13 protein-coding genes and 7 pseudogenes are annotated in these 21,720 nt (G+C 30.1%); 7 read left to right on the top strand and 13 right to left on the bottom strand.

Features of this window, described 5'->3' with window-relative positions; all coding sequences use genetic code 11:
• Window positions 1-6: 6 nt before the first annotated feature.
• From OTBS_RS08905 to OTBS_RS08890, 4 genes are all read right to left on the bottom strand, one after another.
• Window positions 7-2,454, bottom strand: coding sequence for a type IV secretion system protein (locus OTBS_RS08905; protein ID WP_011945114.1), 2,448 nt, complete (start codon window positions 2,452-2,454; stop codon window positions 7-9).
• The gene (locus OTBS_RS08900; RefSeq protein ID WP_011945113.1) at window positions 2,454-4,871 is read right to left on the bottom strand and encodes a VirB4 family type IV secretion/conjugal transfer ATPase; all 2,418 of its coding nucleotides are present in this window, start codon (window positions 4,869-4,871) and stop codon (window positions 2,454-2,456) included. Before OTBS_RS08900 ends, OTBS_RS08905 begins: the two co-directional genes overlap by 1 nt.
• Before the next feature lie 10 nt (window positions 4,872-4,881).
• Complete coding sequence (locus OTBS_RS08895) at window positions 4,882-5,169, bottom strand: type IV secretion system protein VirB3 (protein ID WP_011945112.1); 288 nt, start codon at window positions 5,167-5,169, stop codon at window positions 4,882-4,884.
• A gap of 374 nt (window positions 5,170-5,543) precedes the next feature.
• Window positions 5,544-7,484, bottom strand: coding sequence for a primosomal protein N' (locus OTBS_RS08890; RefSeq protein ID WP_011945111.1), 1,941 nt, complete (start codon window positions 7,482-7,484; stop codon window positions 5,544-5,546).
• Between the two features lie 184 nt (window positions 7,485-7,668).
• Here OTBS_RS08890 and metG point away from each other — a divergent pair, with 184 nt between their 5' ends.
• Both metG and OTBS_RS08880 read left to right on the top strand, forming a co-directional pair.
• Entirely contained in the window at window positions 7,669-9,204 is a 1,536-nt protein-coding gene (gene metG, locus OTBS_RS08885) for a methionine--tRNA ligase (protein WP_011945110.1), read from the top strand.
• A 12-nt stretch (window positions 9,205-9,216) separates the two neighbouring features.
• On the top strand, window positions 9,217-10,005 hold the full coding sequence (locus tag OTBS_RS08880) for a TatD family hydrolase (protein ID WP_011945109.1): 789 nt from the start codon (window positions 9,217-9,219) through the stop codon (window positions 10,003-10,005).
• 948 nt (window positions 10,006-10,953) lie between these two features.
• Here the strand turns inward: OTBS_RS08880 and OTBS_RS08875 are convergent.
• Window positions 10,954-11,820 carry a mechanosensitive ion channel family protein gene (locus OTBS_RS08875; RefSeq protein WP_011945108.1) on the bottom strand — a complete coding sequence of 289 codons (867 nt, stop codon included), beginning with the start codon at window positions 11,818-11,820 and terminating at the stop codon, window positions 10,954-10,956.
• A gap of 1,055 nt (window positions 11,821-12,875) precedes the next feature.
• Here OTBS_RS08875 and OTBS_RS08870 point away from each other — a divergent pair.
• Window positions 12,876-13,517: a septal ring lytic transglycosylase RlpA family protein gene (locus OTBS_RS08870; protein WP_232488997.1), complete on the top strand. Its 642-nt coding sequence runs from the start codon at window positions 12,876-12,878 to the stop codon at window positions 13,515-13,517.
• Window positions 13,518-14,536: 1,019 nt separating this feature from the next.
• Here OTBS_RS08870 and OTBS_RS17205 read toward each other — a convergent pair.
• Together OTBS_RS17205 and OTBS_RS08860 are read right to left on the bottom strand one after the other, a co-directional pair.
• Window positions 14,537-14,812: a hypothetical protein gene (locus tag OTBS_RS17205; protein ID WP_041621362.1), complete on the bottom strand. Its 276-nt coding sequence runs from the start codon at window positions 14,810-14,812 to the stop codon at window positions 14,537-14,539.
• Between the two features lie 91 nt (window positions 14,813-14,903).
• On the bottom strand, window positions 14,904-15,689 hold the full coding sequence (locus tag OTBS_RS08860; RefSeq protein WP_193777010.1) for a hypothetical protein: 786 nt from the start codon (window positions 15,687-15,689) through the stop codon (window positions 14,904-14,906).
• 41 nt (window positions 15,690-15,730) lie between these two features.
• On the opposite strand from OTBS_RS08860, the pseudogene OTBS_RS08855 reads away from it, so the two are divergent.
• A pseudogene (locus tag OTBS_RS08855) lies at window positions 15,731-16,129 on the top strand (transposase family protein); the annotation flags it as partial.
• A gap of 23 nt (window positions 16,130-16,152) precedes the next feature.
• Here OTBS_RS08855 and OTBS_RS13270 read toward each other — a convergent pair.
• A protein-coding gene (locus OTBS_RS13270; protein ID WP_157866457.1) for an IS5 family transposase occupies window positions 16,153-16,976 on the bottom strand; the annotation gives its coding sequence in 2 pieces (ribosomal slippage) (window positions 16,153-16,589 and window positions 16,589-16,976; 825 coding nt in all).
• A gap of 53 nt (window positions 16,977-17,029) precedes the next feature.
• Between OTBS_RS13270 and OTBS_RS08840 the strand changes: the two are divergent.
• A pseudogene (locus OTBS_RS08840) lies at window positions 17,030-17,464 on the top strand (transposase family protein); the annotation flags it as partial.
• 590 nt (window positions 17,465-18,054) lie between these two features.
• Window positions 18,055-18,240, top strand: coding sequence for a hypothetical protein (locus tag OTBS_RS08835; RefSeq protein ID WP_232488996.1), 186 nt, complete (start codon window positions 18,055-18,057; stop codon window positions 18,238-18,240).
• A gap of 159 nt (window positions 18,241-18,399) precedes the next feature.
• On the opposite strand, the gene OTBS_RS08830 is transcribed toward OTBS_RS08835, so the two are convergent.
• The 3 genes and pseudogenes from OTBS_RS08830 to OTBS_RS14750 all read right to left on the bottom strand — a co-directional run.
• Window positions 18,400-18,975 (bottom strand): HD domain-containing protein, encoded by a 576-nt coding sequence (locus OTBS_RS08830; RefSeq protein WP_011945106.1) that lies wholly within the window; start codon window positions 18,973-18,975, stop codon window positions 18,400-18,402.
• A gap of 233 nt (window positions 18,976-19,208) precedes the next feature.
• Window positions 19,209-19,655, bottom strand: a pseudogene (locus OTBS_RS10665) (DnaB-like helicase C-terminal domain-containing protein); the annotation flags it as partial.
• 19 nt (window positions 19,656-19,674) lie between these two features.
• Window positions 19,675-19,969, bottom strand: a pseudogene (locus OTBS_RS14750) (transposase family protein); the annotation flags it as partial.
• 26 nt (window positions 19,970-19,995) lie between these two features.
• Between OTBS_RS14750 and OTBS_RS14745 the strand changes: the two are divergent.
• A pseudogene (locus tag OTBS_RS14745) lies at window positions 19,996-20,091 on the top strand (IS5/IS1182 family transposase); the annotation flags it as partial.
• Window positions 20,092-20,115: 24 nt separating this feature from the next.
• On the opposite strand, the pseudogene OTBS_RS08820 reads toward OTBS_RS14745, so the two are convergent.
• Both OTBS_RS08820 and OTBS_RS08815 read right to left on the bottom strand, forming a co-directional pair.
• Window positions 20,116-20,638 (bottom strand): annotated as a pseudogene (locus tag OTBS_RS08820) (transposase family protein); the annotation flags it as partial.
• Window positions 20,639-20,675: 37 nt separating this feature from the next.
• Window positions 20,676-21,706 (bottom strand): annotated as a pseudogene (locus tag OTBS_RS08815) (DnaB-like helicase C-terminal domain-containing protein); the annotation flags it as partial.
• Between the last annotated feature and the right edge of the window lie 14 nt (window positions 21,707-21,720).

Raw genomic sequence — 21,720 nt, 5'->3', positions numbered from 1 at the left:
ACCATATTATTTTAGAGAACCGCTTCTCATAGATTGCCCACCATCTCCTCCACCTTTCATAGCTGAACTCGCTTTTCCTCCTCCCTTTTTTGCCAAAACGCCTAAAGTATCATGCATTTGCTTAGGATTAACAGTCATACCAGAAAGATTTATTCCGCTTACTAATGATGATACAAACTGTGACAGTGAATCACTAAGGTGATAAATCAAATATAAAGTTAAACAAGCAACTAGTAGCGCCATTATTAAATCTTTAACTAATTGAAAAATAGAGCGAGTAGTTTTAAAAAATAATCCCTGATCCACTTCTACTGTATCACTAAACTGATGATTTTCTGAAGCATCTTCTGATCCTACATTGTCTACTGAGATAACATCCTTAGCTACAGTTTTAGCAGTATTAATCACTGCAAACAGAGGATTATTTAACATCCATCCTAAACTTTTTTTACATCTAGCAATTTTTTGATCAGCATCACCATCATATAAATTTTTATCATTGACATTAATAAAAAACATCTTTCTCATTCTTGAAACATTGCCACTACTATCTTTTACAAGTCTATAATCATATGCACAATCAGTATAAAAGCCATATTCATAAACGTGAAACATCATCATCATAAAAACAATAACAACCATAGGCTGTAGTACAAATGATATTACTAATTTTAACCAACTATGAAAATAACTTTTAGTATATTCAAAAAGCACCATAGGTACAAATATAGGAGCCAATAATCCTAAGATTAATATTCCAATAATACATACTATATATGCATTAACCATGTATGCTGCTATTGATATTACAAGCAATGGATAAAACAAAACTAGCCCCAATAAAGTCATATTGCCACTCCATAAAGCAGGAACTAACAAATAATAATATGGAGGTATGGAATTACCTAAAGGATCTCCACCACTACCCTTTACAGCTTGAATTTTTTGCCTAACATAATCTTTAATAGCATTTATTCCTAAATAATGTGTTAGCCTGCAATCAATAGAATCCCATAATGCTAAAAGCTGCCTAGCATCAGCTCCGTGTTTACTAGAATCATAATCACTAGGCTGAAAATTGCATAAACCAGATACTTTTTTACCTTCTTCATTACTAGATTTTGTCATTACCCAAGCTGCTACTTTTGCCATTACATCTCCGCGTAGCAACTCCATACCCCAACTTTGTACTCCATTAATTAATTTTTTATCATCACCAGTACTAATTCCAATTGAAAAATATGTTACTAACACTATCTTTAAAACAGTATTAATAACATCTTTACGACTTATTTCATTTGGCGATAACAAAATATTGTATCCCCAAAAAATGATATATAAACACATAAAAGCAGCAACTGCCCTGCGCATGTGACGGCTAAATTTACTAATCATATTAACATCACTAGCATTTGTTATAACCTCATCCCCTTTAGCATTTAGCTTGCATACAGTTGATTCTCCAAGGATTTTACGAGCCATCTGTACAAAACACTTAACTATAGGACCAGTAATAGGTAGCAGAGTTTTAGAATTTTCTACTGCATCTGCATAACACCCGCTCATATTTCCACATTCAACTAATCTATTTTTATCAGACAATTCTTTTGATTCTTTATTACCATTTCCGGTATGGCATACTGGCTTTGATATATCTGATACACTAGAAGAGTTATTTAAAAAATTACTATATATAGAGCTACTACAAGGTTCACTAATATACTTACACCCTACATTTAAATATCCCCCCAATAAAGTCCATGCAGCAACACAAATTTTATCTTTATCTCGTACTATTTTATAAGGTATATAAGGAGATCCAGCAAGATTAATATCCACAAAGTGATGAGAATATCCTACCTCTTTATCCTTATATACTTCAAAGATATCTTGAGCCTTAATATGCCATGCTTTGGCAACAGCCTCCCAAACATTATCACCAGATGCAATAGCAACAGCAGCATTGACTACAGTTCCACCTATAGCAGTTGCTGCTGCTACCATTAACTTAACATTATTACATAAAGCAAAGCTAATTCGCGGATCAGCAGGATCAGCGCGATTTTTTTTAAGACATTGTCCTCCAGGAAATTGTTCACCAAATAACTCTGCATTAGTCATATTTAACTTTAATACCATTGGAAGATACGTGCCTACTCCTAAGATAGATGATGTTGCTAAACTAAAAAATGGAGCAGGAGTACAAGTATGAGAAAATTCATCTTTAAACAATAAATTGTTAACTCCTCTAGTTTCGCAAGTTATATTTGATAATGTATCTACAACTTTTTTAACTCCATCTTTAATATCGTCAGCTACATCCTTTACTTCATCAGGTATAATATCACCCATATTAATCATATCAATTGCGGGAATAGCCTTAATAGCTTCAATTTGTAGTGCAAATACTGATATTAATATAACTATTTTAGCTAATTGATACAACCACTGCATTATTTCGCTGTTTCTAAGTGCTTATAAAATTTAGGCAACCATTTTCTAGAATCATCTCCATATTCGCTTCTTAACTGATCTAATAATATTACAGTTTCAACTCGGCCTGAGAGCACTCCTATGATATTATTCATGCCAGCTAAATTTAATTTAGCTACTACAGAACCAATTCCTTGTTTTATTAGAAAATACCGTGAACCAGGATCTGTGGATTTAATAATAGAAAATTCCCTTTCACTCAACATAAAAGCAGTTCTATAGATATCGGTTGCTTTTAAATTTGGTAAAAAAATCTGAGTAGCAGTTTGCTGAATCAGAGTATCACTAATTGAGCTCTTTGAAGCATCTTCCACACTCTGAGTAGCAAATATAACAAAAGTATTTAACTTACGCAATACCTTCAACCAATCTTTAATCTTAGGAGCAAAAACAGGATTATCAATCAAAGCCCATGCCTCATCTAATACTATCATAGTTGGTGAACCATCCAACGATAAATTGATACGGTGAAACAAATATAATAATACTGGAGCTAAGCTAACAGGATCTTTTAATAACTCACCCATCTCAAAACCAAAAACTCTACCACTTTGCAAATCCATATTATCATGAATATTATCAAATATTCCAGCTTTAGCACCTGTGCCATGCCATATTGCAATCCTTCCAGCTAGAGTATCAGGACCCCCAATTCCTAAAAATGCTACTATATTACTTAAGTAACGATCAGATGGATTAAGCTTATAATTCCCTTCCACAGCTAACGTAATATAATGCATATCGTCTGCGCTAATAGATTCACCATTTGAAGTAACTAACGTTTTTATCCATTCTACTAAAAAATTACGATTTTCATTAGTATCAGGCAATTGTAAAGGATTAAAATTACATTGTTGAAACGGATTAATTACAGTATACTTTCCATCTAGAGCTCTGATAAAAATCTCTGCACCTCTATCTTTATCAAAAAAGAAAGTTCTAGGATAAAATTTTTGAGCTTGAGCGCATAAAAAATTCATTAACACTGTTTTCCCAGCTCCAGTAGGCCCAATTAATAAAGTATGTCCAACATCACGTACGTGAAAGTTAAAGTAAAACGGAGTACCAGAGCTTGTATCCAATACTGTAACGCTATCTCCCCAGTGATTTCCCTTAGCTTTTCCAGGCAGGTAATTATGCATAGATGCAAACCCTGCAAGATTTAAAGTATTAATTACTGATTTTCTTACAGCATATTCTATATTCCCTGGCAGTTGTGCCCAATAAGCAGCTTCTAAATTCACTTTCTCACGTACTGGCTGCATACCAGTGTTTGCAATTTCAACTGAAGCAATAGAAAGTGCGTTTTCCAAGGCTTTCAAACTATCAGCTATACATAATACTGTTAAATGATGTTCGCCAAAACCAATTTCACCACTGGTCGCCATATCTAATGCCTGAGAAATCTCAGCAATCTGGGATACTGCTTTATCTTCAGTTTGAATCATTCTATTTTGTTGCAATTGCATTTTATTAATTGCAGCTGTACGACTAGAAAACTGAAAACTTTGGCTAATAATAAGCTCAAAAGGAAGTTGCAAAAATGAATCTAATACTCCAGCTGAAGTTTTTGGTCCATACTCTTGAATGCTAACTATGCCAGCATATCTACGCTGCCCTGCTCCTCTAGCTTCAATTGAACGATCTCCAAAAAATAACCTATGTGTAGGTATATAACTATCTATTGACCCTCTAGGTAAAAGTACAGGCATAGAACTGCCGCAATTAACTATAGTAGCTAAAAATTCCAATATCTCACAAAAAACTCCATTAGGTTCATTTTTAACCTTTAATATTTGTGCATCATAATCGCTAAATGTAGTCACTACTCTTGATACCATCTCATCAAGGTTAGCATACATTTCATTCATACTTTGCATCCATGCATTTTTATCAGACTTTTGCAATAATTTATTGTAAAAATACTTTAAAATTTCTCCACCTTCAACATCAGGTTTATATAAAATAGTGATATAAATATCATTTACAAAAGACTGAAAATCAGAATATTTCTTTTTCCACTCATTATCAACATAAGTAACAAAATCTTTTGCCCTACCTGCAGTAGGATCAATGTCACCTTCATCCATAGCTGAAGCTAGCTGCTTTCGACGTCTAATTATGTGAAAATATAAATTTAGGCTACCTGAAGCCATACCTTTAAATAAAAGATTTCGAAGCCTTTTTCTAATATCTAGATCTTGATCATCAGCTGTTTCAAAAGCAAACCCGCTAATTTTAATAACCTTAATTAGCTCATTCTTTTTTGTAATAATAGTAGATTTATTCCAATGATAAGCATATGGAATAAATTTAGCAACATGAACCTCTCTCTTAGAGTAGTACTCCCTTGCTACTTTAGTCTTAAAAAATTTCATTATTTAAATACTATATACCATATGAATTAGCGCCATAATAAAGTCTATTAGGACATTTATTAAACTTTTGAGCTCTCATTAAGTAAATTTCCATAAAACGTGGTTCCTTAAAACAGAGCAAATACCCTACCCCGTGTACTACTAATGATACAGGAACAACATAAAAATTTGATGCTACAGTAAGATACATAGTTGAAAGCATAATATTTAACAATGCATATGGAAGACTTACTCCAAATATCATTGGAGGCCTAGTTAATCCTAAAAACAAAGGATCAGCTTCTAATTTTCCTAACATATAATTTCCTTCTTCAAGTAAATTTAGTATAATATAAATAGTTAATAATACATAGATAACATAGACAAAACTCAACTTAACATCTACTTAAACATATATTAACAAACAATTACTCAAAATACTTTAAATGCTACCATAATTAAAAGCTGAAATTGAACTAAAAATCAAATACACATAACTACTTCGCAAAAAATTTTTCATAATTATGATGCGATATTATCTCATATCAATATATAACACTAGTTCTAAATAAACAATATGTCACAAAATACAGGCAAAATAAAGACTACATACTTTTACACTATCTGATCTATGTTTTATATCGAACTCATGTTTATATTACTATCTCTCATTTTACAGAAAATCTAAAGTTATTAATAGAAATTGTATGGATCAATATCTATTTTCAAGCTAACTCTTTTAGAGTGAAATGACAAAATATTCCAGTGTTTGATGTAGCTCCGAATATCTAGTTTTCGCTCAAAAATCAGTAATATTCTAAAACGATATTTATTTTTCAATTTGTATAATAACGCCGGAGCTGGGCCTAATATTCTCAAACTAGAACATGGCTTAGCAGTTCTAACAATGTTTTTTGCTACTTCTTGAGCATTCTGTTCCGAAGTAGATATAACACTAATAGCAACAAATCTAGTTGCTGGAGGCATATTATTACTAATTCGTAAATTCATTTCATAGTTAATAAAATCATCATCTTTGTAATTAATAAGATATTTTAATAGTGAACTATCAGGATAATAAGTTTGTATATAAACATATCCTTTATCTTCTTCTCTGCCAGCTCTTCCTGCTACTTGGTTAAGGAGCTGGTATGTCTTTTCATTAGCTCTTAAATCACCGCCATATCCTAGGTCAGCATCAATTATTCCAACTAGTTTTAGATTTGGGAAATGGTATCCTTTTGTAAGCATTTGCGTGCCAATGATAATATCTACTTCATTATTAATAATTTGCTGTAAAATTTCAGTACTATTATCAATAGTATTAGTAGTATCTCTGCTAACAATCGCTGTTTTATATTTAGGAAAATAGACTTTAACTTCCTCAGCAATTCTCTCAATTCCAGGTCCATAAGCTGATAATGTTTGTTCGTTACATTCAGGACAAGATTGGGCAAATGGTTTAAAACTACCACAATGATGACATTGCAATTTATTTTTTGATTTATGAAAAACCAAGCATGAAGAACATGATGAACACATAAAGCGAAAACCACAATTACGACAGAGTATTATGGGAGCATAACCTTTACGGTTTAAAAACAGCAATATTTGTTTATTCAGTTTTAAAGTTTGCTCCATAGCATTTTTTAAGCTAGTAGATAACCACATTCCATTTGGTAAATGTTCCTTCTTCATATCAATAATATTGATATTAGGCAAAGTAGAACTGCCAAATCTACTTTTAAGCTTAACAAGACTGTATTTCTTATTATACGTATTATATATGCTCTCAAGAGATGGAGTTGCTGAAGCTAAAATTACTGGTATATTAGCAATATGCCCTCTCATAACCGCCATATCTCTAGCATTATACAGTATATTATTTTCTTGTTTATATGATTGATCATGTTCTTCATCTACTATAATTAATCCAAGCGATGAGTATGGTAAAAATATACTACTACGTGTACCAATAACTACTTTTATTTCATTAGTTAATATTCCTCGGAGTGTTTTTTTCTTTAAAGATTTACTAACAGATGAATTCCATATAACTGCATTAAATTTAAATCTACTAGCAAATCTGAATGCTATATGACCAGCAAGATTAATTTCCGGCATTAGTAGAAGTACCTGTAATCCCTGTCTCAATGCCTCAGCAATCAAATGAAAATATATCTCTGTTTTACCTGATCCTGTAATACCTTGCAGTAAGGTTGCACCTGTAGTTTTTCTAATAGCATCAAATGCTAACTGCTGTTCTGGCGACAGATCTAGTAACTGAAATAAACTATGATTAACCTCTTGCGATTCAGCAACATATGGCTTCTCATTTAATTCAATAGGTAAAGTCATTTTTGCTACAGTTCCTAAATCTGCTATATAGTACCTTGCTACAATATCAATAAATTTTAAGTTTATTGGCTTAATAGAATATCCTTGAAATTGCTTTGCTATAATTTCCTTAATGTTTTTGTGTTGTGGAATAATATTAACTTCACATACAATACCAGTAATTTGCTTGTTTCGAAAAGGGACAACTACTAAATCTCCAATGGATAACAAATGTGTAGTTGATTTATACTCCAGCGGAAATAACTTTAGCTTTGGTAATAATACTCTAATAAACATGAGTTATTAATAAACTTGCTTAAAGTATATTTATAGATTAATATACTATTCTCAAATATTAAATTCTGTACAATAAACAGACATATTAAAAATTATCAAGTAAATATTGATTTAACTTAATAAATTTATCAGCTAATCATAAAATAAATTTTCATGATATTTTGAGATATAATATTATTATACTATGAAAAGCAAATATTATATTACTACCCCTATATATTATGTTAATGATATACCTCATATCGGGCATGCATATACTAGCATTCTAGCAGATGTTTATGCTAGATTTATGAGGTTACTAGGAAAAGAAGTAATCTTTTTAACTGGTACTGATGAACATGGTCAAAAAGTAGAAAAAGCAGCTAGCAATGCAGGTGTTTCACCTAAAGAATTTGTTGATAAGATAGCATCATCATTTGTAAAACTTAGTGTTGACCTTAATTTATCAAATGATGACTTTATTAGAACAACTGACACAAGACATATTAAAGCAGTACAAAAGTTGTGGAATATTCTTAAGCAACAAGGAGATATATATCTTGGTAAATATTGTGGATGGTATGCAATCAAGGATGAAGCTTTCTATTCAGAATCAGAGCTTACTACCGATGGTAAAGCTCCAACTGGAGCTGAAGTAGAATGGGTAGAAGAATCTAGTTACTTCTTTGCATTATCCAAATGGCAGCAAAAATTACTAGATTGGTATGAAAACAACCATGATATTATTAAACCTGCATTTTTTAGAAATGAAGTAATCAACTTTATTAAAAATGGTCTTATTGACCTTTCAATTTCACGTACTACATTTAAATGGGGAATAGCAGTACCTAATGATTCGTCACACGTAATATATGTTTGGCTTGATGCACTAGTAAATTATATTTCTGCATTAGGTTATGCAAGTGATAATGGTACATTAATGACTAACTTTTGGCCAGCTGATCTTCATATAGTTGGTAAGGATATACTAAGGTTTCATGCTGTTTATTGGCCAGCATTTCTTATGTCGGCTGGATTACCTTTACCAAAAGCCATTTTGGTACATGGATGGTGGACTAATGAAGGACAAAAAATTTCTAAATCAGTAGGAAATGTTATTAATCCAGTTGAATTAACAAGTAAGTTTGGAATTGATCAAGTACGTTATTTCTTGTTACGAGAAATAACAATTGGTAACGACGGTAACTTTAGCAAAATTAGTTTTATCAATAGAATTAATAGTGAGCTATGCAATAAACTTGGTAATTTAGTCCATAGAACTTTGTCTTTTATTTATAAATATAATAAAGCCAAAATACCACAATTAGACGGAATAACTATTACTAATCTATACAAATCTGAATCACTCTTGTTAAAGATTGTTATGTTGAGCGATAATCTCGCTAATATAATTGATAATGAGAATGTTACTGTTATTCTAAACAGAATCATGGAAATTGTTAATCAAGCTAATATATACTTTGATCAGCAAACCCCTTGGAAGTTTAAGGATAGTAACTCTCAGAAGATAGCAACAATATTATATACATTAATTGAAACTATAAGATGTATAGCAATCTTATTACAGCCTTTTATACCTGAATCTGCAAATACAATTCTAGACCTAATAGCTATAGAAAAAACAGAAAGAACGTTTAGTTGTATTAATAGTTCTTATGCTATAAAACCAGGAAAAACTATTTTAGAACCAAAACCAATTTTTGTTAAAATCGAAGAATAAAAGTAACAATGTATGTTAATTGATTCGCACTGCCATTTAAATATGTTAACTGAACAAAACTTAGCAATTAAAAACGCTGTAGCTAATGGTGTTAAATCTATGTTAACAATCAGTACTAACCTAACTGAGTTTCCAGAAATATGCGCTATAACTCAAAAATATTCCAACATTTTTTCTTCAGTAGGCGTTCATCCAACTGAAGTAGCAAACTATCAGCATGTTAGTGCTGAGTTATTATCAGATTTAGCCCAAAATCCTAAAACTGTTGCTATTGGAGAAACAGGATTAGATTATTTTCATAATAGTTCTAATGAGCATAAGTTACTACAAAAGAAAATATTTATTGAACATATTAAAGCATCTCATATAACTAAATTGCCTGTGATTGTACATACCAGAGATGCTGAACATGATACTTATGAAATCTTATGTAACGCATGTAAGAAATATGACTTTAAAGCGGTCATTCATTGTTTTACAGCCTCAAAAGACTTTGCTATTAAAATGTTAGATCTAGGAATTTATATCTCAGTCTCAGGTATCATAACTTTTAAAAACGCAGAAAATCTAAGAAAAACTATTTATGATATACCAATGTCTAGCCTATTAATAGAAACAGATTCTCCATATTTAGCTCCTGTACCTATGCGAAGCAAAGAAAATGAACCAGCGTATTTAGTATATATTGCTGATGTAGTTAGCAGAATCAAAAATATTACAGTTAATGAACTAGCAAAGATAACAACTAATAATTTTCAAAAACTATTCTTAAAGGCAGATATATACAACAGTTCAATATAAGAAGTATGTTTTATACTGCATAAATATTACACATTCGCTCTATATTTTGAAACGTTTTATTGCTCATAAATTCTTGAATTATGACACACAGCAAGCTTTGTTAAGTCAATATAATATTTTTCTGCTTCTTTTCTTAATAGAGATGGATCATAATGCTACCTCACTCTTGTTAAACTGTTGCTGCAATCCTTATTGCTACTATACTCTAACCTATCTCATTATACCAAACGCTTGATATTATAACCAGCAGAGTTCGGTATATAGTAAATTATGTCAAACAGATTTAACGATGAGCTAGCTTGAAGGTAGCAGTATCATCAAGAACATATAGTTAAAATTTTAGGAAAAAATATAGCAAAACTACTATAAAACAATTATAATAATAAGATGTAGTAAAAAAGTAATTAGTATGACATATAAAGACAGACAGAATACTCATAAAAAAACAATGAGAACTGCTATGCTTTATCTAGCTTAAGGTTTTTGCCTAATAGAAAACTTTAGTAAGTATCTTAAAAAAAGAAGTATAAAAACAGGTTTAACTCTAGATATAAGCATTAAAAAAGCAATAACACTTATTCTTACTAAGTTATGCAATTTTTCTTATATAGAGCTGGTGCTATTGTAGTTCTTTTTTGTAATCTCACTTACCGCTTTCGAAACTTTACACCTTCCTCCCAAGTTTAGCAAAAGGTATAATTTTGAGTGTTCTCACATGAAATACATTTAGCAGATAATTTGCTATGGTTCTTTTTCTCTCTTGTTCGAATACCTTCCTTTACTATGCAGATTTTAATTTAGCTTATGAATTAGTTGATATCTAGTATCTGTAATTTGATCCCAGATAGAATATGAATGCTAGAGTTCTTATGGATTCTAGCCAATCTTGATCATTATTTCTTAGCTTTTATTGCTCTTACTTTTTTAAGTTAGAAGTTTGTTAACACTTCACACTACAGTATAATATGAAATAGTAAATTCACTTTTTAATTGATTATCAATACTACAACTCAGATCATTTTCTACCATATAGATTGATGATATATCTGTTAAATAGCAAAAAAACTCAAGTTGATAAATATAGTGGCTAGAATCAATGTTAGTTAAGTAGCACCTTGGCAAAGGAGTATTACTTATCATTGGAGAACCTTCCATAATTTTTTCGATAGTTTTAATTGTATCTTTGCAACAATTTGAATTATACTTACCATTTCCTACCTTAGTAATTCTAAGCTCAGCCTTACATTTTATTATCTGAGTTGCAGAAGTCCAGTTAATTAAATTCTCCTGTATAATTTTACTATTAGGAATTAAAACTTTTACATTGTTTTCATTAATGATAGTAATACATCTGCCTCCAATTGCACTAACAACTCCACTTACTCCAGCGACACTGATTATATCACCAATTTTAAATGGTCTTTCAATCATAATAATTACACTACTCATAAAATTATTAAAGAAATTTTTTGCGCCTAGCCCAATACCTATACCTACTCCTCCGCTAATAACAGCAAAAGCGCTTAATGGAATGTTAGACATTTGTAAAATTGTTATTAAATAAACAGCAGAGATTAACCATTCAAATATTCTCCCTAAAACTTTTGCTGTATGAAGTTCAGTAGTAATATGATTGACTATAGCTACTCTAACAAACTTTTTGAACTTTTTATAGTGTCTTATACCCAATAATAATAATACTGCAGCTAAAAATATATTTCCTACATAAATATCAGCATCTTGGCTAATGTGAACTAATGGAAAGTTCCATATTTCCAATATAATATTTAAAGCATCTTTTAATGTCTGAATCATAACTTATAGATATTTTATTAATGCAACCATCATGCAAAACAACAAAATAATTAATTTTGAAGCGACAAAGAAACTGCAGTAATCCTAATACAATGTGATTTAGTATTTTAATTACATTATATACTATAATAGGTATTTTTATGAAAGTAAAAGATTGGTTAACATTAAGCATATTATATAATCAGATCAGACATGTTAACATAATTAGGATTTATGCAAAAACAATATTCTTATGCACTTAAGTCCTATATTTAATAAAGCTATAGATTATGGACTAGTAGATGACAATCCTGTTCATAAAATGAAAAGCATAAAGAAGAATCAAGAGATAGATATGTAACAGAGAAAGAAATGGTAAGACTTATCACAGCGCTGAATGAGAATAATAATAGCCAATTAACCAGAAGCTGAAAAGAAATTAGATCGATTAGTAAAACTTTTTGCATTTATAGGTTTATGCACCGGAGCACGTTAAAGATAATATAGCAAAAATGTGTTAAGAAGAGATAAGATTTGGATGGAAGATATTGTGTATACCAAAAACTAAGAGTAACCATTGAAAAACACTATATATAGCTAGGTTGCCATAAAACAGTTATATTATATATTTTCCAAAAAGCATATCCAGGTCATAGTGATAGTCAAACTATTATGACTGTTTTATAGTAGTTTAATCATATGAAGTTATCAGGAAAGCATAACACGGAAAATTCATATATTACGTTTGATGTGGCGGATGATGGAAACTTGCATAACTAAACTACCAAACATTCACTCATCCCTGCCTTACAGGACTAAGATATGGAAACATTTCTTTGTTACCAGACTCATTTCTTTCATGTTATAACTTCCTTTTTAATTTATGCTATATTTTTTTCTTAAATATAAATCTACTAATTTTTTGTAGTTTTAGCTTAATAAATTTAATTTTGTTAAGATTTAGTTTATACTTTTTTATTGTGAGATTACTTGAAATATTAAATTAATGTGTAGTAGTAAATGCTAATTCATAAAAATAAAACCTTAATCAAATGAATCTTTTTCAGAAAATAAATATGCAACTTATAGGTTTTGCTGTCAGTATACTACTATACAATCTTCCTTCTATATGCATAGCAGCACAAAATAATTCAATATGCCAAATTAATAAGCAGTTACTAATTATGTCTGAAGGACATTATAAAATAGGCAAACCTTATAAAATAAATGGAAAGGTATATAGTCCTAGGCAAGTTGCTAATAATTTTCAGCAGGTAGGTTATGCATCTTGGTATAGCTGTAAGAATAGCAACAGTAAAACTGCAAATTCAGATACATTTAATCCATCTCATTTAACCGCAGCTCATCATATACTGCCTATGCCAAGTATAATAAAAGTAACTAATCTGCAAAATACTCGCACCTTGATTTTAATGGTAAATGATCGTGGCCCTTTTGCAAAACGTAGAGTTTTAGATATATCAAAACGTGGGGCAGAATTGTTAGGGTTTATACGCCAAGGTATAACAAAAGTTAAAATAGAATTAATGCATTCCGAAACTCAGAAACTACTGAATATGATTTTATTTAATATACCAAAGAGTATAATAGCTAAAAATATACTGTGTAGTACTGATTACTACATCAAATCACTAAATATGAAACATAAAACTTCTTACTATTACATAATGTTGAAAAATAAAAGAAAGCAACAATAGTAGTATTTACTCAAAAGCTACCTTTGAGATTTAACCATTTGTATTAAATAATTTCGTAATAAAGATCTTTTAAGATACAAGATAGTATAGCTGTAGGTTTCACAATTCTTTTTTGATGCAACTTCAAACTATAAGAACATAGTGCAATGTGAAGTTATATAACGCCAGTTTAGGATAAGAGAAAGCAGGGAAGGCATAATACAAAAGGTATACAAAAGATAATATGCAATTATAATTATGTGATATATTAAATATAGTTTTAATTAATAGCCATTTATTTATTGCTCGCATGTTTGCAAATGCAAATTTAGAATAAGAAACAGTTAGAAAGAGATATATATACAAGTATTACAATGGTCAATGTTCAGGTTATTAAGTATAGTATTATGAACTAATACTTGTAGAAATATGAGCAATAAATAAACTGTTATTAATTGAAATTATATTTAAATATATCGCATAATTTAATTGTGCATTATCTCTCGTAGACCTTTTACATTATGCTTTCCCTGCTTTTTCTTATCCTAAACTGGCGTATATATAGTCATTTACAATGAGGTTCAAGCATAGAAAGAAGCAACAATAGGTTCATAAGATTCAGCAAATTGAGTAATTTGATTTCTAGTACCCATCTTCATACTAGCCCAAATTTTTTCTATCAGATTTAAATCTTGAGAATAAGGTAGCAAAAAAATAACTTTTTAATAGACAATTTTTGCAAGATATATCAAGAGTGGAAAAAAAGAGATTAATACCAAATAATAATTAAAGAGTTATTATTAATTCTTACTTGATCTGATACCTCTTTTGATACTTATGCTAAGATGTAAGCTTAATACCCTGCTGTATCACTAAGGATGTAAGTCGATTCTCCTGCTAGATGACTAATAGAAACAGAAGTAGGACAATCTACATTAATGCTATTTTCTTGTTCATTTAGTGCTAGTTCTGTGATATTACCGTTATTTACCTCATGATTATTACACTGACGTTTATAAGTATAAAGATCTTCATGCTTATCATAACATAATTTTCGCTTTTCTTACTGATGGCATAACTTCTTCAGTATGCATCTGTCTTATTATTTGCAGATTTTCAATATTATTTTCTTGATAGCTTTCTATCGGTTGAGATTGATTGTTAACAGTTGAGTTATTTACTGCTTCGAATACTACATTATTTTTTACATCCTCTATAGCTAGCGAAAGCTCTAATATATCATTTAATTCTGGATCACTCGTATTTATCTCATTACTATTCTTTGCAAAATCACCATCTTCTAGATATATAGTCATTTACAATGAGGTTTGAGCATAGAAAAAAGCGACAATAGCGTCATAAGATTTACCAACAGGATATTTTATATGCAAACTTCATTGTAAATGACTATATCTCATTCTGCGTAGATACAGATTCTTCATAACAATATTGTACTTCTTCTGTAGCTACTAGAACAGAATCTGATATGTTAGCTAATTCTTGACTATTACTATGCGTATTTATCTCATCACTATTGGTTTCAATATCATCTTCTCTGTGTTTATCTATTATCTGAGATTGAGTATTATTGATTGTTAAGTTATTTGTTAATTCAGATACTGTTTCGCTTATTTTTTCATCATTATCATTATTTGTCTCTTGAATATTGCTATATTCTTTGAGCATACTATCTATGACGTTTTTACGAGTTTCTAGATCCTTATTTTTCACAATATCTAATTTCTGTTCAAGTGTTTTGAAGTAGCTTACAAAATCTTTGACATTTTTCTGTGATTCTCTTTTTATCTCAAGAATTTTAAATAGTTTCTCCAAACAATCTTTAGCACTAAATTCTATATGACCTAACTTACCGGAAATAGCAGAAAAAGGTATGTCTAGGGTGTATAAGTATTTTAATATCTCAATATTTGAAGTTAATACGGTTAATGTGTCTGCTAATACATCTAGATTGATCGTACGATTCGAATAACATATCATACTTGTGATACTTGCAGCTTCTATTATTCTAGCTGGTTGTAGTAGTTTTTCTAAATTATCTAAGTCTAGCTTAGAAATGAATTTATCAAAATTTTCATTTGAGTAAGCACTTTCATGATTGTCATGAAAAATTTTACTTAAAAATTTCTTCGACCATGGATGACCTTCTAATAGACTTCTTTCGAAACTATACAATGATGTAAAATGGTGTTATAAAGATCTGATTTGAAGTAATAATGAAATTAGATCAGATTAAAGAGTTAAAGGATGAAAAATTTCGTCGATTAACAGTAGTAAGGAAGGGAACATTCTCAAAGATGGTGGATATTTTGAGGAAAGCTGATGGTGTTAAGAAATCAAAAGGAGGGCGTAAAAATAAGCTCAATTTGGAGGAACAGTTATTGATGGCCTTAGAATACCTTAGAGAATACCGTACTTATTTTCATATAGGTCAGAACTATGGGATTAGTGAAAGTTCAGCATATAAAGCTGTAAAATGGGTAGAAGACACCTTAGTTAAACACCCAAACTTTGCTCTTCCAGGTCGTAAAGCTCTAATGAATAGCGATATGAATTATGAAGTAGTCTTGATTGATGCTACTGAGACTCCTATAGAAAGACATAAAAAAAACAAAAATTAGACCTCTTTCGAAACTGGTTAAGGTAGATCAAAATTATAAATGCCAGAGATCAAATTAAATCTAAGACCGAATCTTTTACGTCTATTTCGATATTTGTCAGCAATAATTTTGAACCGTTTTAGCATAGCAATAACGTTTTCATTGACAACTCTTTTTCCTGCTAACCTACGATTATTCTTTTTATCATTTTTAGTTAAAGGATTTTTCTTGCTTTTTTTCTTTGGTAATGCAGAATTATTGTGAATTTTTTGTATACCTTGATATCCTGTATCAGTAATCGCTTTAATCTTAGGATGGATAAGAATTTTGGATTCCTTAAATAATCTAAAGTCATGTTTTTTACCGTTAGAAAAATCTGTACATATTACTTGGTATGTTTTCTTGTCTACCACTATTTGAGTCTTTAGTGTATGCCTTTTCTTCTTTCCTGAATAATAGAATTTTTGTTTTTTTTGGGTCTTTCTATTGGACTCTCAGTAGCATCAATCAAGACTACTTCATAATTCATATCGCTATTCATTAGAGCTTTACGACCTGGAAGAGCAAAGTTTGGGTGTTTAACTAAGGTGTCTTCTACCCATTTTACAGCTTTATATGCTGAACTTTCACTAATCCCATAGTTCTGACCTATATGAAAATAAGTACGGTATTCTCTAAGGTATTCTAAGGCCATCAATAACTGTTCCTCCAAATTGAGCTTATTTTTACGCCATCCTTTTGATTTCTTAACACCATCAGCTTTCCTCAAAATATCCACCATCTTTGAGAATGTTCCCTTCCTTACTACTGTTAATCGACGAAATTTTTCATCCTTTAACTCTTTAATCTGATCTAATTTCATTATTACTTCAAATCAGATCTTTATAACACCATTTTACATCATTGTATAGTTTCGAAAGAAGTCTATTCTATTATTCAGGAAAGAAGAAAAGGCATACACTAAAGACTCAAATAGTGGTAGACAAGAAAACACACCAAGTAATATGTACAGATTTTTCTAACGGTAAAAAACATGACTTTAGATTATTTAAGGAATCCAAAATTCTTATCCATCCTAAGATTAAAGCGATTACTGATACAGGATATCAAGGTATACAAAAAATTCACAATAATTCTGCATTACCAAAGAAAAAAAGCAAGAAAAATCCTTTAACTAAAAATGATAAAAAGAATAATCGTAGGTTAGCAGGAGAAAGAGTTGTCAATGAAAACGTTATTGCTATGCTAAAACGGTTCAAAATTATTGCTGACAAATATCGAAATAGACGTAAAAGATTCGGTCTTAGATTTAATTTGATCTCTGGCATTTATAATTTTGAACTACCTTAACCAGTTTCGAAAGAGGTCTAATAATTTTGTTTTCTAAGGCATCTTTGTTATCAAGGTATTGGTTGAAGGTATATAAACTATCTTGTTTTTCATATGTCATATAACTCTTCTTTATTAATTCATTAAATAAAATTGCTTCCTATATACTCATTTTCTAAATAAATAATAACACAAATATAGCATTACTTAACTCAAAATCAAACAAAAAACTAACAAGATTAAATTAATTTAAATTATCTATTAAAAAATCTTAAGTTTCTACGTGAAGTTATTTATATAAACTAGAGTTTGATATAAAGTGATAGGTTAGATGATAACAAGAATAAGAATTATATTTGTAACGCAGGATTAAGATAAGAAAAAGTAGAAAGAGATAATATACAATGGTAAATGTTAGGTTATTAGGTATAGTATTACAAAAGAATAATTGCACATATATTAGCAATAGAAACAACTATTAATTAAAATTATGTTTAATATATTACAAAATTATAGTTGTACATTATCTCTTGTATACCTATTACATTATACCTTTCATCTTTTTTTGCCATAAACTTACGTTAGAATATGTATAGAGCCAGGTAAACGAAATGTATTATATACAAGTAAGTTTTACTTTTAATACACTAAGATTAATAGTAGAAAAGCATTATTATTTATCTATATGGTGTATGCCTTATAAATCTAACCTAACTATTGTATACAATACTTACAATGAAAATTTACAGAAACAATTAGATGACTTTTTTTACTCAACAATGTATGAATCACAATGAAAGTAGCATTAGTGTTTTAGATATTGATCAATTTAGAGATTTTGTAGGTGATATATTATTAATTGAACGATAATATATCTATGCCAAGCAGCTATGCTTGATTCTGCAAAGCGAAATATATATTAATGCTATGTTTGCTAGTTAGAAAAAGTTTGCATTCTAACTAACATAAAGCTCACAGTATTTATTTAGCTCTATGGTAATTTCTGGTAATTTAAGATATTGAGCAAGAGGTATAAATTCTTGCTGAGTTTCAATGACGATTTTTTGTCTTTTTCCATAAGGTTTTATGTGTATGGTTTGAATATTATGGAATCTATCAAAAAGTTTGATCAGTAATAGTTCTGTTTTATTTTGGCTGCGTAATATTTGTATCATTTCCATAGCACTGATTTTCTTATTATCCCTAACCCTGGTAAGGTCTGAAACCTGTTCTGCAATATTAGCACCAAATTCGTACCTTATTCTTTCTTTAGTTAGTTTTGTGTCTTCAAGTGTATCATGTAGTATTGCTGTAATAATCGTATCTGTTTCAAAGCTGTAGTCTGCAACCATATAAGCTACTTCTAATGGATGTGTGTAGTATAGTTCTTGAGTATCTCTCTTTTGCTGGCCATGATATTTTTTAGCGTAAAGTATTGCTTTTTCAACTCTATCAAGATCAATTTTGGTGTTAAATCTTACGTTGGTTCTGAACAGCTTATTTATTAAGCTCTCACTATAAAAATCTATCATTTTCCATCTCTAAATGGTTATTAATAAATTATACCATAATTTAAATTTTTTGTATACTCCAATCCCAGATAAAAACTGAAAAAGAAGCAAATTAAATTATAAAATTTTTGATTCAGTTATCACGATGCTAAAACTAACCTTAAGTTGCATATCTCTGATGTTAATGAGTAAAATTTTGCTGTAATTTTTTTTTGGACAAGCATTTTTTCATCTTATCCATAATCTAGTGTTTATTAACCTTGCTGAGAGTTTTTAACAATATTGCCAAATTTAGAATACCTACTATTATAGTGCAACTTCACTGTACTAACTGGCCCATTACGGTGTTTAGCAACAATTATTTCAGCAATGTTATAACATGTATTTTGTTTTGTAACCCATTCTGTGTATTCTGGAGTACCTGGATCTGGTTCTGATCTAGATAGATAATATTCGTCCCGATATATGAGCATTACAATATCTGCATCCTGTTCAATTGAACCTGATTCTCGTAGATCTGAGAGAATAGGCTTTTTATCTGACCTTTGTTCTACAGCTCTAGACAATTGAGATAACGCAATTATTGAAATATTGAGCTCTTTAGCAAGAGCTTTTAAGTTCTGAGTAATTTCAGAAATCTCCTGCACTCGATTATACTGACTTCCTCTGGAATCAATTTTTATTAGCTGTAAATAATCAATAGACCTCTTTCGAAACTGGTTAAGGTAGTTCAAAATTATATAAATGCCAGAGATCAAATTAAATCTAAAACCGAATCTTTTACGTCTATTTCGATATTTGTCAGCAATAATTTTGAACCGTTTGCATACCAATAACGTTTTCATTAACAACTCATTATCCTGCTAACCAAGATTATTCTTTTTATCATTTTTAGTTAAAGAATTTTTTTCTTTGGTAATTCAGAATTATTGTGAATTTTTTGTATACCTTGATATCCTGTATCAGTAATCGCTTTAACCTTAGGATGGATAAGAATTTTGGATTTCTTAAATAGACCTCTTTCGAAACTGGTTAAGGTAGTTCAAAATTATTGCTTACAAATATCGAAATAGACGTAAAAGATTCGTTCTTAGATTTATTTTGATCTTTGGCATTTATAATTTTGAACTACCTTAACCAGTTTCGAAAGAGGTCTAATAATCTAAAGTCATGTTTTTTACCGTTAGAAAAATCTGTACATATTACTTGGTGCGTTTTCTTGTCTACCACTATTTGAGTTTTTAGTGTATGCCTTTTCTTCTTTCCTGAATAATAGAATTTTTGTTTTTTTAGGTCTTTCTATAGGAGTCTCAGTAGCATCAATCAAGACTACTTCATAATTCATATCACTCTTCATTAGAGCTTTACGACCTGGAAGAGCAAAGTTTGGGTGTTTAACTAGTGTATCTTCTACCCATTTAACAGCTTTATATGCTGAACTTTCACTAATTCCATAGTTCTGACCTATATGAAAATAAGTACGGTATTCTCTAAGGTATTCTAAGTCCATCAGCAACTGTTCATCGAAATCGAAATTGAGCTTATTTTTACCCCTACCTTTTGATTTCTTAAGACCATCAGCTTGTCTCAAAATATCCACCATCTTTGAGAATGTTCCCTTCCTTACTACTGTTAATCGACGAAATTTTTCATCCTTTAACTCTTTAATCTGATCTAATTTCATTATTACTTCAAATCAGATCTTTATAACACCATTTTACATCATTGTATAGTTTCGAAAGAAGTCTAATAAATAATATTGCTAAATTATGAGTACGTTTAAGTCTACGAGCTCGAGATCTAATTGCAGATATCGAGGTTGCTGGAGCATCATCTATAAAAAAATTCCACTTTTGTATTTTATTTTGTACAGTCTTCAACTTATCAACATCTTGTTCACCTATTTTTCCATTAAATAATGCAGAGCTATTAATTTCGGATTCTATAGAAAGAATTCGAGTAGAGATTTGCTAAGATGACATTTCTAAAGAAAAGAAGCCAACTGATAGTGTTATATTAGAAACTTTGCTATTTTGTTGAGTAGATGATGATAAAAAATATTTACAAGCATTTACAGCTAAGTTAACTCCTAAAGCAGTTTTACCAATTGAGGGCCTGCCAGCTAATATTATTAGGTCAGAATTTTTAAATCCTCCAAGCTTTGAATCAAGATCCAGTAGTCCACTACTAATGCCATTAATAGAGTTTTTATTCTGAATGGAAGCTGAAATTGATATCCATGATTCTTCAATTGAAGTTTGTAATTTTATAAATCCTTTACTTAAAGTTCCTCTTGAACCTAGATCATATAATTGAGATTCAGCAGTTTCGATCTGACTTATAGCTGAATCTGCTAAAGTAGAAGAATATGCATTTGTTACTATTTTTTCTCTAATTTAAATTAAATAACGCCGCAGTGCGAGATCATATACTATTTTGCCGTACTCATTAACATTAACTATACTTAATGCTAAGTTGTAAGTTTAACTAGATAATCCACTCCACCTATTTCCTCAAATGCGAGTTCATTGCCTAGCATATTTTTGAGCGAAATTACAGTAGCTCTAATTCCTTTACTAATAATGAGATTAATTGACTTATATATTTTACCATGTAATGGTTCATAAAAATGTTTAGGCAGTAAAAATTCGTTAATGTTATATAGCGCACGATTGTTAATCAGAATTGCTCCAAGTATCATTTGCTCTGCTTGAATATTATTTGGAGCAATCTTTGCAAGATCTTTTTCCATATCACTCTTTAAAT

The sequence above is a fragment of the Orientia tsutsugamushi str. Boryong genome (assembly GCF_000063545.1).
Classification (GTDB): Bacteria; Pseudomonadota; Alphaproteobacteria; order Rickettsiales; family Rickettsiaceae; genus Orientia; species Orientia tsutsugamushi_C.
This window is presented reverse-complemented; position numbering and strand designations above follow the sequence as displayed.

Bases quoted from the DNA above. Each gene is read 5' to 3' on its own strand.
- OTBS_RS08870 (WP_232488997.1), top strand. From the start codon at position 12,876: ATGCAACTTATAGGTTTTGCTGTCAGTATACTACTATACAATCTTCCT.
- OTBS_RS08830 (WP_011945106.1), bottom strand. From the start codon at position 18,975: ATGATAGATTTTTATAGTGAGAGCTTAATAAATAAGCTGTTCAGAACC.
- OTBS_RS08900 (WP_011945113.1), bottom strand. From the start codon at position 4,871: ATGAAATTTTTTAAGACTAAAGTAGCAAGGGAGTACTACTCTAAGAGA.
- OTBS_RS08835 (WP_232488996.1), top strand. From the start codon at position 18,055: ATGTATTATATACAAGTAAGTTTTACTTTTAATACACTAAGATTAATA.
- OTBS_RS08880 (WP_011945109.1), top strand. From the start codon at position 9,217: ATGTTAATTGATTCGCACTGCCATTTAAATATGTTAACTGAACAAAAC.
- OTBS_RS08875 (WP_011945108.1), bottom strand. From the start codon at position 11,820: ATGATTCAGACATTAAAAGATGCTTTAAATATTATATTGGAAATATGG.
- OTBS_RS08905 (WP_011945114.1), bottom strand. From the start codon at position 2,454: ATGCAGTGGTTGTATCAATTAGCTAAAATAGTTATATTAATATCAGTA.
- OTBS_RS08895 (WP_011945112.1), bottom strand. From the start codon at position 5,169: ATGTTAGGAAAATTAGAAGCTGATCCTTTGTTTTTAGGATTAACTAGG.
- OTBS_RS17205 (WP_041621362.1), bottom strand. From the start codon at position 14,812: ATGACTATATATCTAGAAGATGGTGATTTTGCAAAGAATAGTAATGAG.
- metG (WP_011945110.1), top strand. From the start codon at position 7,669: ATGAAAAGCAAATATTATATTACTACCCCTATATATTATGTTAATGAT.
- OTBS_RS08890 (WP_011945111.1), bottom strand. From the start codon at position 7,484: ATGTTTATTAGAGTATTATTACCAAAGCTAAAGTTATTTCCGCTGGAG.